The sequence below is a fragment of the Arthrobacter sp. SW1 genome, from assembly GCF_001766675.1.
Lineage (GTDB): Bacteria > Actinomycetota > Actinomycetes > Actinomycetales > Micrococcaceae > Arthrobacter.
In genome coordinates this window covers 1-12,801 of record NZ_MJLT01000068.1, presented here as the reverse complement: position 1 = coordinate 12,801, position 12,801 = coordinate 1, and the positions used below count along the sequence as shown (strand labels likewise).

Sequence of the window (12,801 nt, the reverse complement as noted above, 5' to 3'; positions counted from 1 at the left end):
CTGCGGTCACTGCCCCGGAATGCACAAGGCCCGCGGCGCCTGCTGTCCACGCAATGGAACGCAGGCGCCGCGGGCCTGGCGGCTTGGGAGGCTATCAGCCCTCGACGCCGAGCTTCTCCAGGATCAGCTCGCGCACGCGGCCGGCGTCCGCCTGGCCGCGGGTGGCCTTCATGACGCCGCCGACGATCGCGCCGATGGCCTGGACCTTGCCGCCGCGGATCTTCTCCGCGACGTCCGGCTGGGCGGCCAGGGCGGCGTCGATGGCTTCCAGCAGCGGACCGTCGTCGGACACGACGGCGAGACCGCGCTTCTCGACGATCTCGGCCGGGGTACCTTCGCCGGCGAGGACGCCGTCCAGCACCTGGGAGGCCATCTTGTTGTTGATCTTGCCTTCTTCGACCAGGCCGTTGAGCTCAACGATGGTCTGCGGGCTCACGCCGAGTTCGGCGGGGTCGACGTCGGCCGTCTTGGCGCGGCCCACGATCTCGCCCATCCACCACTTGCGGGCGGCCGAAGCGCTGGCACCGGCGGCGACAGTCTCCTCGATGGAGTCCATGACGCCGGCGTTCACCACGTCGCGGAACTCGAGGTCGGAGTAGCCCCAGGCTTCCTTCAGCCGCTTGCGGCGCTCGGCGGGCGGCTCGGGCAGCGTGGCACGCAGCTCCTCCACCCACTCACGCGAGGCCACGACGGGAACCAGGTCCGGCTCCGGGAAGTAGCGGTAATCGTCGGCGTCGCTCTTGGCGCGGCCCGACGTCGTCGTCCGCGTGTCCTCATGCCAGTGGCGCGTTTCCTGGATGACTGGCTGGCCGGAATCGAGGACGGCGGCGTGGCGCTGGATCTCGTAGCGGACGGCGTGCTCGACGGCGCGCAGCGAGTTCACGTTCTTCGTCTCGGAACGGATGCCGAAGCGTTCCTGGCCGTGCGGGCGCAGGGACACGTTGGCGTCGCAGCGGACGTTGCCGCGCTCCATGCGGGCGTCGGACACGCCGAGGTTCTTCACGATTTCGCGGATGGCCGAGACGTACGCCTTGGCCAGTTCCGGGGCACGGCTGCCGGCGCCCTGGATGGGCTTGGTGACGATTTCCACCAACGGGACGCCAGCGCGGTTGTAGTCCACCAGCGAGTAGTCGGCGCCCTGGATACGGCCCGCAGCGCCACCCATGTGGGTGAGCTTTCCGGCGTCCTCTTCCATGTGGGCGCGCTCGATCTCGACCCGGAAGACGGTGCCGTCTTCGAGTTCGATGTCCAGGTAGCCGTCGTACGCGATGGGCTCGTCGTACTGGGAGGTCTGGAAGTTCTTCGGGGTGTCCGGGTAGAAGTAGTTCTTCCGGGCGAAGCGGCAGGATTCGGCGATCTTGCAGTTGAGCGCCAGGCCGATCTTGATGGAGGACTCGACGGCGGCCTTGTTCACCACCGGGAGCACGCCCGGCAGGCCGAGGTCCACTTCGTTGACGTTGGTGTTGGGCTCGTCGCCGAAGACGTTCGGCGCGGAGGAGAACATCTTCGTCTTGGTGTTCAGTTCCACGTGGACTTCGAAGCCAAGGACGGGATCGTACTTCTCCATGGCTTCTTCGAAGCTGAGGATGGTGTCAGTCGACATTACTTGGAACCTCCGTGGGTTTCGACGAGGGTCTCGACAGGTTCGACCAGCGAGGGCGCCTGTGCCAGCAGCGGGCCGCCCCACTTCTCTTCGAGCAGTGCCTCGAGGACGGCGCCCACGCGGTACAGGCGGGCGTCTTCGCGGGCCGGGGCGAGCAGCTGGATGCCGACGGGCAGGCCGTCTTCATCGGCCAGGCCGCCCGGCAGGGACAAGCCCGGAATGCCGGCCATGTTCGCCGGAATGGTAGCGACGTCGTTGAGGTACATCGCCAGCGGATCGTCCAGCTTCTCCCCCAGCTTGAACGCCGTGGTGGGCGCGGTGGGGGAAATCAGCACATCGGCCTGGGCGAACGCGGCGTCGAAGTCGCGCTGGATCAGGGTGCGCACCTTCTGGGCCGAGCCGTAGTAGGCGTCGTAGTAGCCGGCGCTCAGGGCGTAGGTGCCCAGGATGATGCGGCGCTTCACTTCGTCGCCGAAGCCGGCGGCGCGGGTGGCAGCCATGACGCGCTCAATGGTCATGGGCCCTTCCTTCGGCAGCACGCGGAGGCCGAAGCGGACGCCGTCGAACTTGGCCAGGTTGCTGGACACCTCGGACGGCATGATCAGGTAGTAGGCGCCCAGGGCGTACTTGAGGTTGGGGCAGGAGACCTCGACGATTTCCGCGCCGGCTTCCTTGAGGAGCTCAAGGGATTCGTTGAAGCGGTTCTCGACGCCGGCCTGGTAGCCCTCGCCGTGCAGTTCCTTGATGATGCCGATCTTCATGCCCTGGACGTTGCCCGTGCGGGCGGCTTCCACCAGGTTGTCGAAGGAGTCGGTCAGCGAGGTGGAGTCGAAGGGGTCGTGGCCGCCGATGACTTCCTGCAGCAGCGCGGAGTCCAGCACTGTGCGGGAGACCGGGCCGATCTGGTCCAGCGAGGACGCCATGGCGATGGCACCGTAGCGCGACACCGCGCCGTAGGTGGGCTTCACGCCGACGGTGCCGGTGACGGCGCCGGGCTGGCGGATGGAACCGCCGGTGTCCGTGCCGAGGGCCAGCGGCGCTTCGAAAGCGGCGACGGCGGCAGCGGAGCCACCGCCCGAACCGCCCGGAATGCGCTCCAGGTCCCAGGGGTTGCGGGTGGGGCCGTAGGCGGAGTGTTCCGTGGAGGAGCCCATGGCGAATTCGTCCAGGTTCGTCTTGCCCAGGATCGGCATCTTCGCGGCGCGCAGCTTCTTGATGACCGTGGCGTCGTACGGGCTGTGCCAGCCCTCAAGGATCTTCGAACCGGCCGTGGTGGGCTGGCCGATGGTCACGATCAGGTCCTTGACGGCGATCGGCACGCCGGCCAGTTCGTGAAGTTCTTCGGCGGCAGCCCCGCCGGCGGCGCGGATCGCGTCAACTTCGGCGGCGACGGCGAGCGCTTCCTCCGCGTTGACGTGCAGGAAGGCGTTCACCTGGCCGTCGACGGCGGCGATGCGGTCCAGGTGCGCCTGGGTCACCTCGACGGAGGTCACCTCGCCGGCGCGCAGCTTTGCGGCCAGGGCCGCGGCGGAGAGGCGGATGAGTTCGTTGCTGGTCAGTTCACTCATGGTCTTAGTCCTCATCCAGGATGGCCGGGACCTTGAAACGGTCTTCCGCGGCGTCCGGTGCTCCGGACAGCGCCTGCTCGGCGGTGAAAGTGTGGCCCACGACGTCTTCGCGGAAGACGTTGCTCAGCGGGATCGGGTGGGACGTGGCCGGGACATCGTCCCCGGCGGCTTCGCTGACGGACTTCACCGAGTCCACGATGACGGCGAGTTCGCCCGCCATCCGGTCCAGCTCTTCGGCACTCATTTCAATGTGAGCGAGCCGCGCGAGATGCGCCACATCGTCACGGTTGATCGCAGCCATGGATCTCCCCTGCAAGTTCAAATGGTTTTCCGGACCAGTCTACTTTGGTTGGGCTGGCTCGCCGCACGGTGGCCGGCGGCTCCCCGGCACGGTCTCTTGGCCGGCTGCCTACAGATAGTCGGCAGCACGTTCGCGGGCAATCTCCAACAGGGTGGAATGGAAAGCCACCTCCGCCGGCGCATAGACCTTGTCCTGGCGCTGGGCCAGGAACACCCTGCGCAAGGGGGCCGCGGAGCCGAGGCTGATGACCCTGACATCGGGGTGTTGCAGGGCCACCGCCGTCTTCGGCACCATGGCCACTCCCATCCCCACGCTGACCATCACCTGGGCTTCCTGGTAGTCGTTGGCCAGGAAGCCGATGCTTGGTTCGAAGCCGGCCTCATGGGCGGCGCGCTGGAGCACTTCGACGACGGGATGCGCCTCGGCGCGGACGATCCACGATTCCTTGCGGAGCTCTTCCATGGAGATCTCATCCCGGCCGGCCAGGGGGTGGTTGCGCGAAACCAGCAGGACGGTACTTTCCTCGAAGACCTCGGTGATGCGGATGGAATCGTCCCGGAAGCGGTTCCACGGGTAGTCCCAGAGAAGGCACAACCCGGTGGCGCCGGAGTGCAGATCGGCCACCAGGTCATCGAAGCGTGCGCTCCGCAGGGAGAGATTGATGGCCGGGTACCGCTTCTTGAAGGTCCGGAGCACCACGGGCAGGAACGATCCGGCGAGCGTGGGAAAGGTTCCAATCGCCAGGGAACCGCGCTTCAGCCCGGCGATCTCAGCCAGATCAGCCTGGGCCGCGCGCATCTGGGCCACGATCTTCCGGGCATGTCCCGCAAGCAGCTGCCCTGCCTCCGTGGGCACCACTCCCCTGGACTTCCGGTTGAGGAGGGGCTGGCCGACTTCCTGTTCCAGCTTCCGCAGTTGCTGGGACACTGCCGACGGCGTGTACATCATCATCTCCGCCGCGGCCGTCACCGAGCCCTGCTCGACGACCTCCACCAGCAGTGCCAGCCGCCGGATGTCGAATAATTCCTGACCTTCTTCGTTAAGCAACACTTCACCCTCCTGATGGATCAGTTCATCCTATGCAGGCTGGTGCTTTGACGGCTACAGCATTGCGAAGCGTCGCTCGGCACAGACCGCCAAACTGCTCCTTCCAAGCCAACTCCCGCAGTGAATTAAGAATCGCTACATATGTGTCCATAAATCCAACATTGTCTTCATTTGTGATCTGCGTCAATCTCGAAACAGCCCGGCACACGCGGGCAGCACTGAAGGCAAGGAACACACACCATGAAGATCGAAGCAGAGTGGATGCGGGGAGGCACCAGCAAGTGCTGGGTCTTTGAAGGCGCGCAGCTCGGCGAGGCCCCGGCCGGCCCGGACATACTTCTTCCACGGTTGTTCGGCAGCCCCGACAGCAGGCAGATCGACGGCGTCGGCGGCGCAACGTCGACCACCAGCAAAGCCGTCATCCTGGACCGACCCCACAGCGGAGAGGTAGACGTCGACTTCACTTTCGCCCAGGTCGGCATCGAAGAAGCCACGGTCGACTGGGGCAGCAACTGCGGCAACTGCTCGGCCGTCGTCGGACTCTACGCCATCGAAAAGGGCTGGGTGGTTCCCACCGGGGACGTCACGCAGATCGTGACGCGCAATACCAACACCGGGCAGATCATCATCCAGCAGGTCTCCACCCCCTCAGGCGCCCTTCCGATCGTTCCGCAGGCGCACATGCCGGGCGTACCGTTCCCGGGATACCGGGTGGGACTCGGCTTCCGGGACCCCGCAGGCAAGACCACGGGCGCGCTGCTCCCGACGGGTTCGCCGTCGGACACCCTGACGGCGTCCGGCCGCCGCTGGACCGTTTCGATGGTCGACGCCGGCGCGCCGCTCGTCATTCTCCGCGCGGCGGATCTGGGCCTCGATCCGGAGCGCCACGAAGGCTGGGCCGCCGCAGTGGGGCCGCAGCTGCAGCTCCTGGAGGAGATCCGCCGCGAAGCCGCAGTCCGCATGGGCCTGGCCGCGACCACTCGCGATGCCGCCCGCGCCATCCCGAAGGTCGCGATCGTCGCCCCTCCCGCCCGGTCCGACACGGACAGTGACCTCAGCGCCATGATGCTGTCGATGGGCAAACCGCACCCGGCCCTGGCAATTACCGGGAGCATCGCCCTGACCCTCGCCGCCCGCACCACGGGCACCGTCCTGGACGGGATGGCGCGCGCATCCCACCACAGCACCCTCCGGCTGCGCACGCCGGCCGGAGTCATCGAAACCTGGAGCGAAGAACGGGACGGGTCACTGCTGGTCGGCGTCGACCGCACCGCCCGCACCATCGCCAGCACCGTCATCCACCTTCCGGAGGTCCTCGGCAGCGCCGTTGACGCCTCCTTCGCCGGCGCCACTCAATGAGGAGAAAGCCATGAGCAACACCGCAGAAAAGACTGCATCCAGCACGAACCACGAGATCAGCTCCCCCCGGCCCGACCGCCGCCGCCGTATCCTTCTGGTGACGGTAGCCGCCATCACGGCCCTGGGCTTGCTTGCCCTCCTGCTTGGAGGTGTCTTCTCCAGCTCCGCGGCGGCCCCGGGATCGGAGCCGACCATGACCGCCACGCAGATCATCCCGCTCATCATCCTCGTCGGGATGTTCATCGTCGCCACGAAGTGGCCCCTGAACATCGGGGTCATGGGCCTGGTTGCCTCCTTCGGCGTCGGCTACTTCATGCTGGGCATGAAAGACAAAGAGATCCTCGCGGATTTCCCGGCCAACATCGTCATCACGATCATCGGAGTCACCTACTTCTTCAGCATGGCCCAGAGGAACGGGACCATCGACATCATCGTCCAGGCCTGCGTGCGCCTGGTCCGGGGCAGGACGCTCCTCATGCCCTGGGTGTTCTTCCTCATGGCCGCAGCGCTGACGGCACTGGGCACTTTCTCACCGGCCGCCGTCGCGCTCCTGGCCCCGGCCGCCCTGGGGCTGGCTTATGAATCACGCATCCACCCCGTGGTGATGGGCGCCTTCGTCATCAACGGAGCGCATGCGGGAGGCTTCTCCCCGCTGTCCGTCGCCGGCGTGCTGGTCCACGACATCGCCCTGAAGAACGGCTTCCCCATTTCCCAGGAAGCACTGTTCCTGGCCAGCTTCGCCGTCAACTTCATCCTCTCGGTCCTGACGCTTGTGCTTTTCGGACTCCTCGGCAAGCTGCGCGACAACCACGCCAACAGCTACACAGGCATCGATACCGCCCAGGCAACGCGGCCGCACGGCCAGCAGATCCTCACCCTGGGCCTGATCGCCGCGATCCTGGTGTGCACCCTGGGCTTCCACATGCCGATCGGATTCGTAGCCCTCTCGGCGGGCCTCCTCCTGGCCTTCGTCAACATCAAGGAACACAAGACGTTCATCGGCGGCGTCTCCTGGTCCACGGTCCTGCTGGTGGCAGGCATGATCACCTACGTTTCGCTGCTGCAGCACGTCGGCGTGATCGATACCCTCGCCGAGCTGGCGCTCGCACTGGGCGCACCGCTCCTGATCGCACTGGTCCTCTGCTACGTGATCGGCGTCGGCTCCGCGTTCGCTTCCTCCACCGCCCTGTTGACCGCCTTCATCCCGATGGCCGGCCCGCTGCTGGCCACCAGTTCGCTGAGCGCCTCGGGCACGGTCGCAGCTCTCGCTATCGCCGCCACGGTGGTGGACGTTTCGCCCTTCTCCACCGACGGTGCGCTGGTGGTTGCCAACGCCCGCGAAGACGACCGCCAGCGCGTCTACCGCCAGCTGATGATGTACGCGGGCGCCGTTGTCCTCGCGGCTCCCGGCTTGGCCTGGGCACTCCTGGTTCCCACCGGCCTCGTGTAACTTCCCCGGACCTGAAACAGAGCAGGACGGCGAGTGCACCTTTGCACTCGCCGTCCTGCCTTGTCTTTGGGGAGGGTCAGAGGACCTTGCCCTGGGCTGCCAGCAGCATCCGGGCGCGGTATTCCGGGGTGTCCGCCGGCTCGCTGGTGCCGAAGATGGCCCGCATCCAGTGGCCATCCGTGTTGTTCGGGAAGAGGATGAAGTCGCGGCCGAAGCGCTCGGCGTCCTCGGCGGCAAGGGTACGGCGCTCTTCGACGGACTTCACGTAGTAGCGGCGGCGGAAGTCGTTCAGGTTGTCGCCCAGGAAGGCGATGACCTGATACTTGTCCGCGATGGCCTGCTGGGCCGGCTCCTTGTTGGAGGACTCGCGCTGGAAGATGGCGTGCTCGTCGTCGGCGTAGGCCAGGCCCACGTGACGCAGGTTCGCGACGCCGATCTGCTGGGTGTCCGGGCCCTGGTCGCGCTGGGAAACGTAGAAAACCTCCACGCCGCGGCTTTCCGCGTAACGGGTGAATTCGACGGCGCCGGACGTCGCCGTGGGGCCGTTCTCCCGGACCCAGGCGTCCCACAGTTCGTCGTCGAACGCCTGCTTGCCGGCGGCGATCAGCATCTCCCAGTAGGGGTTGGAGGACAGGACGGTGTCGTCGACGTCGGAAATGAACGCCAGCGGTTTGGCGCCCCGCCGCTGCTGGCCGACACCGCGGAGGGCGTTGTCGAGCCGATCGCGGGCGATGTTGAAGGCCTGCCGGTACAGCATGTCGCGCTCGGCGGCGGTGACCCGCCACGCCACGGCGGCGGACAGAATATTCTGCACTTCCGGCGATGCCTCGGCCTTGGCGGGACCGGCGGCGAACAGCGCCAGGCCTCCTGCCACTCCGCCTGCGCCCAGTCCCTTCAGCATGGTCCGGCGTTCGATACCCATTGAGCCTCCTTGATCACGGTGACGTCCTTGTCACGTTCGCCAGTAAACCAATGTTTATCGGGAGTAACCAGACTCCGCCGGATTATGTCGCCGCACAGCAACGCGGGGTCAGTTACGGCCCATGTTTGGCGGCAACATGGGCCGTAACTGACCCCGCGTTGGGGGGTTGAAGGGAAATCAGCCGATGCCGATGGCCCCGGTCAGCATTCCGACGCCGAGCATGACGACGGAGACCACGGCGGAGCGCCACAGGACCTTCTTGTGGTGGTCGCCCAGTTCCACCTTGGAGAGGGACACCAGCAGCAGGATCGCGGGGACCAGCGGGCTCTGCATGTGGAAGGGCTGGCCGGTGATGGAGGCACGGGCCATGTCCGCGGCGCCGATGCCGTAGTGGGCGGCGGTTTCACTCAGGACCGGCAGCACACCGAAGTAGAAGGCGTCGTTGCTCATGAAGAACGTCATCGGGATGCTCAGCAGGCCGGTGATGACCGCCATGAACGGACCCATGCTGGAGGGGATGATCTGCACCAGCCAGGCGGACATGGCTTCCACCATGCCGGTTCCGGTGAGCACACCGGTGAGGACTGCGGCGGCCATGACCATGCTGACGACGGCGACGATCGACGGTGCGTGGGCGATCAGCTGGGCGCCCTGGTCCTTGACCTTGGGGAAGTTCACCAGCAAGGCGATGGCGGAGCCCACCATGAAGACGTACGGCAGCGGAACCAGGTCCATGATCAGCATGGTCATGACGGCGGCCGTGAGGCCGAGGTTGAACCAGAACAGCTTGGGGCGCAGGGTGGGGCGGTTCGGATCGAGGGCGGTATCCGCCATGGCGGTGTCGTGGTCATCGACCAGCAGCTCGGTTTCCTTGCGTTCCAGGACGGCGACGCCGCCGTTGCCGGACGGCCGGGCGCCGGACACACCGGTGCCGGCTGGGCGGGCCGAACCACCGCGGGAGGTGCCGCCCGCAGCAGGGGTGCCGGCGCCGCCGTCGAACGCGTCATCCAGGTCGGCCAGTTCGCCCCAGATTTCCGGAGCCGTGGAGCGGAGGCGGTTGCGCTCCTGGATGCCGAGGATCCAGGCGAAGGCGAAGACCACCACGAGGCCGGCGATCAGCGACGGGACCATGGGAACGAAGACGTCGTTGACGTCGATCTTCAGCGCGGTGGCGGCGCGGGCGGTGGGGCCGCCCCACGGCAGGATGTTCATGGTGCCGTTGGCGAGGCCCGCCACGCAGGTCAGGACCACGGGGCTCATCTTCAGGCGCAGGTAGACCGGCAGCATCGCGGCGGTGGTGAGGATGAAGGTGGTGGAGCCGTCACCGTCCAGGGAGACCGCGGCGGCGAGGATTGCCGTCCCGAGGACCACCTTGGCGGGGTCGTTGCCGAGCTTGCGGATGATGAACTTCACCAGCGGGTCGAAGAGCCCGACGTCGATCATCAGGCCGAAGTAGACGATGGCGAACATGAGCAGGGCGGCCGTGGAGGTCATGGACTTCATCGAATCCATGACCATGTCGCCGATGCCGAGCCCGGCGCCTGCGAACAGGCCGAAGACGGTGGGGACGATGATCAGCGCCAGCACTGGCGTCAACTTCTTCGTCATGATCAGCGCCATGAAAACCGCGATCATGGCGAATCCAAGCAGTACCAGCACGGCCGGCTCCTAACTATGAATGGCATCACGTCGGTGTGGTGCGCATTACGAATGTAGGGCGGGGTGAGTCAGGTCACCGGGTTTGCCGGATTTGATTGGCATAGTGCTCGTTGCCAGCATTTTGCTCGTTTTGCTCAAATCGCCGCGGCCAGTGATTCAATGGAGCCATGCCACGGTTCGCCATGCGGTTTTCCACCCAGACGCTGCTGCTGCAGCTCGGCGTCGTCCTTTTGGTGGTTCTGCTCAGCGGCGCGGTGCACGCCTGGCTCGTGTACCAACGAATCGGCGCCGAGGCCGAGAACCAGGCGCTCACCCTGGCGCGCACCGTGGCCGCGGCCCCGGACATCCGCTCGGCCGTAGCGACCATCAGCAAGGAGCGCGGCACTCCCCCGGCGGAGATCCTGGCCAAGGGTCCCATCATGGCGGCCGCCGAAGCGGCCCGCGAGCGCACCGGGGCATTGTTTGTGGTGGTCACGGACGAAACCGGCCTGCGGCTGGCCCACCCCGAACCGGAACGCCTGGGCGAGCCCGTCAGCACCGACCCCGGCGAAGCCCTGGCCGGCAAGGAAGTCACCACCCGGAACACCGGAACCCTGGGACCGTCCGCGGGCGCCAAGGTGCCCGTCTACGCTCCCGGCACAAACACCGTGGTGGGCGAAGTCAGCGTGGGCTATTCCATGGAGTCCCTGGGCGAAAGCCTGCGGCAGGACATCGTGCCCATCGCGCTGACCGCAGCCGGCGCCCTGCTGGCCGGAGTGCTCGCGTCCTTCCTGCTGCGGAGCCGGCTGCAGCGGCTCACCCTCGGAATGGAACCGGAGGAGATCAGCACCCTGGTCCACGACCAAGTGGCCGTCCTCCAGGGCGTGGACGACGGCGTCATCGGCGTCTCTGCCGACGGCCGCATCACGGTGTTCAACGCCGCCGCGCGGCGCCTGCTGGACATTCCCGAAGAAGAGCTGCCCGACGACGGCGGCGGCCCGGCGTCCCCGGCCGCCGCCTCGGTGCGGATCGGGCAGCCCTGGGCGGCCGCCGTCGTACCTGAACAACTCAAGGCGCTCACCCGGGACGCCATGCACGACGCCGAAGCGGTGGAGATCCTGGCCGCCGGGCGGGTGCTGGTGGTGAACGCGCGCAAGGCCCTGCACCGCAAGGAAGACCTCGGCTGGGTGGTCATGCTGCGGGACCGCACCGAATTGCAGCAGCTCACCCGCCAGCTGGACGCCGTCGGCACCATGTCCACCGCCCTGCGGGCGCAACGCCACGAGTTCGCCAACCAGCTCCACACAATCGCGGGCTTCCTGAGCATCGGCCACAACGAACAGGCCAAGGAGTACCTGGCGAAGATCTCCGAAACCGGGCCGCTGACCTTCCCGGTGCAACAGGCCGGGCTGCTGCAGGATCCGTACCTGCAGGCGTTCATCGGGGCGAAAAGCGTGGGCGCGGACGAACGCGGCGTGGTGCTGCGGATCGGGCCCGAAACCCTGGTGCGCGGCACGGTCAGCGACCCCCAGGACGTCACCACCGTGCTCGGCAACCTGATCGACAACGCCGTCAATGCCGCCGTCGCCGGCTCTGCGGCTGAGCGGTGGGTGGAAGTGGAGTTGCTCGACGAGCCGCCGCGTGCCGGAAACGGGGCCGACGGCGGCACGCTGCATATCGTGGTCGCGGACTCCGGCGACGGGCTGGGCGGCAACGATCCCGAGGCCGTGTTCGCCGAAGGGTTCACGACGGCGGCAGGCGGCGGAGCCGGGTCCGCGGCGGCAGGCGGGCATGGACTGGGGCTCGCCCTGAGCCGGAAACTCGCCCGGCGGCGCGGCGGCGAGGTGCGGGTCCTGGACCCGGGATCGCCCGTCGGGCCGGGCGCGGTTTTCATGGCATCGCTGCCAGGGGTCACATCCCTGGCCGGCAACGGAACGGAAGAGGAAGAATGAGCACGGACCTGAGGGTGCTGATCGTCGACGACGACTTCCACGTGGCGCGGTTGCACGCGGCCTACGTGGATTCAGTGGCGGGGTTCCTGGCCTTGGCGCCGGCCGGCTCCACGGCACAGGCACTGCAGTCGGTGCACAGCCTGCGTCCGGACCTGGTACTGCTGGACGTCTACCTGCCGGATGGATCCGGCCTGGACCTGCTGGGGCAGCTGGATGTGGACGCGATGATGCTCACGGCTGCCTCCGATGCGCAGTCCATCCGCACCGCCACCCGCCGCGGCGCCCTGGCCTACCTGCTGAAGCCGTTCACCGCCGAGGCACTCTCGCAGCAGCTGCGCGCCTATGCGCGGTACCGGCGCATCCTGGACCGGCAGCAGGCGGTGGACCAGGACACCATCGAAAAAGCGCGCCGGGCGTTGTTCGCCGGGGAGGTGTCGTCGTCGGGCAAACCGCGTTCGGCCACGGAATCGGCCGTGCTGGAATCCCTCGAACCTGGTGAGCAGTACTCCGCCGCGGAAGTGGCCGAGCGGGTGGGGGTCTCCCGGGCTACCGCGCAAAGGTACCTGTCCTCGCTGGCGGACGACGGCGCCGTCGAGATCCAACTGCGCTACGGAACCACCGGCCGGCCGGAACACCGCTACGGCGTCCCGGGAAAGCGCTGAATCCCCTTTAAAACCCGGCGCGAACGTACAGTTGGGGCCCCGAAAACGCGCGGCGGGTTCTAGCGGTCGTTGCAACACCCTGACTTCGGGAGTTGCAACGACCGTGGTTCGTTTAAGCGGTGATTCATCAGGTTCTGGCTGGTACCGGCAGGAACATAAGGACGCATTTTTCGTAGTGTTTGATCGTCTGCAGGACACGACGGCGGCTGCTAAAGCTTGCGGGATTAATCCAGCGACCGGGGCAGCCTGGGTTCGGAAGGCTGGGTTGAAGGGCCTCGGGAAACGGGGAAGAGGTCCGC

Annotated in this window: 10 protein-coding genes; 4 read left to right on the top strand and 6 right to left on the bottom strand. The window is 67.0% G+C overall.

Features of this window, described 5'->3' with window-relative positions:
- Positions 1-94 precede the first annotated feature (94 nt).
- From gatB to BIU82_RS17845, 4 genes are all read right to left on the bottom strand, one after another.
- Positions 95-1,603, bottom strand: coding sequence for an Asp-tRNA(Asn)/Glu-tRNA(Gln) amidotransferase subunit GatB (gene gatB, locus BIU82_RS17860; RefSeq protein ID WP_070350812.1), 1,509 nt, complete (start codon positions 1,601-1,603; stop codon positions 95-97).
- Positions 1,603-3,171 (bottom strand): Asp-tRNA(Asn)/Glu-tRNA(Gln) amidotransferase subunit GatA, encoded by a 1,569-nt coding sequence (gene gatA, locus BIU82_RS17855; protein ID WP_070350811.1) that lies wholly within the window; start codon positions 3,169-3,171, stop codon positions 1,603-1,605. The genes gatB and gatA overlap by 1 nt, the downstream gene beginning before the upstream one ends.
- Before the next feature lie 4 nt (positions 3,172-3,175).
- On the bottom strand, positions 3,176-3,472 hold the full coding sequence (gatC, locus tag BIU82_RS17850) for an Asp-tRNA(Asn)/Glu-tRNA(Gln) amidotransferase subunit GatC (protein WP_070350810.1): 297 nt from the start codon (positions 3,470-3,472) through the stop codon (positions 3,176-3,178).
- 108 nt (positions 3,473-3,580) lie between these two features.
- Positions 3,581-4,519 (bottom strand): LysR family transcriptional regulator, encoded by a 939-nt coding sequence (locus BIU82_RS17845; RefSeq protein WP_070350941.1) that lies wholly within the window; start codon positions 4,517-4,519, stop codon positions 3,581-3,583.
- A gap of 240 nt (positions 4,520-4,759) precedes the next feature.
- On the opposite strand from BIU82_RS17845, the gene BIU82_RS17840 reads away from it, so the two are divergent.
- Positions 4,760-5,878, top strand: coding sequence for a PrpF domain-containing protein (locus BIU82_RS17840; protein ID WP_070350809.1), 1,119 nt, complete (start codon positions 4,760-4,762; stop codon positions 5,876-5,878).
- Between the two features lie 10 nt (positions 5,879-5,888).
- Positions 5,889-7,328 (top strand): SLC13 family permease, encoded by a 1,440-nt coding sequence (locus BIU82_RS17835; protein WP_070350808.1) that lies wholly within the window; start codon positions 5,889-5,891, stop codon positions 7,326-7,328.
- A 76-nt stretch (positions 7,329-7,404) separates the two neighbouring features.
- Here the strand turns inward: BIU82_RS17835 and BIU82_RS17830 are convergent, their stop codons facing one another.
- Together BIU82_RS17830 and BIU82_RS17825 are read right to left on the bottom strand one after the other, a co-directional pair.
- Positions 7,405-8,250: an HAD family acid phosphatase gene (locus BIU82_RS17830; protein ID WP_070350807.1), complete on the bottom strand. Its 846-nt coding sequence runs from the start codon at positions 8,248-8,250 to the stop codon at positions 7,405-7,407.
- A gap of 177 nt (positions 8,251-8,427) precedes the next feature.
- A complete protein-coding gene (locus tag BIU82_RS17825) occupies positions 8,428-9,909 on the bottom strand; it encodes a CitMHS family transporter (protein ID WP_070350806.1) in 1,482 nt (493 codons plus the stop codon).
- Positions 9,910-10,076: 167 nt separating this feature from the next.
- On the opposite strand from BIU82_RS17825, the gene BIU82_RS17820 reads away from it, so the two are divergent.
- Positions 10,077-11,840, top strand: a complete 1,764-nt coding sequence (locus tag BIU82_RS17820; protein ID WP_253182843.1) for an ATP-binding protein — start codon at positions 10,077-10,079, stop codon at positions 11,838-11,840.
- Positions 11,837-12,502, top strand: a complete 666-nt coding sequence (locus BIU82_RS17815; protein WP_070350805.1) for a response regulator — start codon at positions 11,837-11,839, stop codon at positions 12,500-12,502. The genes BIU82_RS17820 and BIU82_RS17815 overlap by 4 nt, the downstream gene beginning before the upstream one ends.
- The last annotated feature ends 299 nt before the right edge of the window (positions 12,503-12,801 follow it).

Bases quoted from the DNA above. Each gene is read 5' to 3' on its own strand.
- BIU82_RS17820 (WP_253182843.1), top strand. From the start codon at position 10,077: ATGCCACGGTTCGCCATGCGGTTTTCCACCCAGACGCTGCTGCTGCAG.
- gatB (WP_070350812.1), bottom strand. From the start codon at position 1,603: ATGTCGACTGACACCATCCTCAGCTTCGAAGAAGCCATGGAGAAGTAC.
- BIU82_RS17840 (WP_070350809.1), top strand. From the start codon at position 4,760: ATGAAGATCGAAGCAGAGTGGATGCGGGGAGGCACCAGCAAGTGCTGG.
- BIU82_RS17835 (WP_070350808.1), top strand. From the start codon at position 5,889: ATGAGCAACACCGCAGAAAAGACTGCATCCAGCACGAACCACGAGATC.
- BIU82_RS17830 (WP_070350807.1), bottom strand. From the start codon at position 8,250: ATGGGTATCGAACGCCGGACCATGCTGAAGGGACTGGGCGCAGGCGGA.
- BIU82_RS17815 (WP_070350805.1), top strand. From the start codon at position 11,837: ATGAGCACGGACCTGAGGGTGCTGATCGTCGACGACGACTTCCACGTG.
- gatA (WP_070350811.1), bottom strand. From the start codon at position 3,171: ATGAGTGAACTGACCAGCAACGAACTCATCCGCCTCTCCGCCGCGGCC.
- gatC (WP_070350810.1), bottom strand. From the start codon at position 3,472: ATGGCTGCGATCAACCGTGACGATGTGGCGCATCTCGCGCGGCTCGCT.